This is a genomic window from Salipiger sp. IMCC34102, assembly GCF_004145405.1.
In the GTDB taxonomy this organism is placed as follows: domain Bacteria; phylum Pseudomonadota; class Alphaproteobacteria; order Rhodobacterales; family Rhodobacteraceae; genus Loktanella.
Map to the genome: position 1 here is coordinate 1 of NZ_SELQ01000033.1, position 264 is coordinate 264.

1 pseudogene is annotated in these 264 nt (G+C 76.9%); it reads left to right on the top strand.

Going from position 1 to position 264, the window contains the following annotated elements:
• Positions 1 to 38 precede the first annotated feature (38 nt).
• Positions 39 to 264 (top strand): annotated as a pseudogene (locus EU805_RS17280) (phosphomannomutase); the annotation flags it as partial.

Sequence of the window (264 nt, forward strand, 5' to 3'; positions counted from 1 at the left end):
TGCCCGCGACTGAGCCGGCGCGCTTCGGCACCTCGGGCCTGCGCGGGCTGGTCACCGCCTTGACGCCAGACGTGGTGGCGGCCCATGTCGCGGGTTTCGTGACCGCTTGCGACGCAGGCACCACGGTGCTGATCGGCGAGGACCTGCGCCCCTCCTCACCCGAGATCGCGCAGATCGCGGCCCGTGCGGTTCGCGCGGCGGGCGCGCAGCCGGTCCGGTTGGGGCCGCTGCCCACGCCCGCCCTGGCGCTGGCGGCCCAGGCGC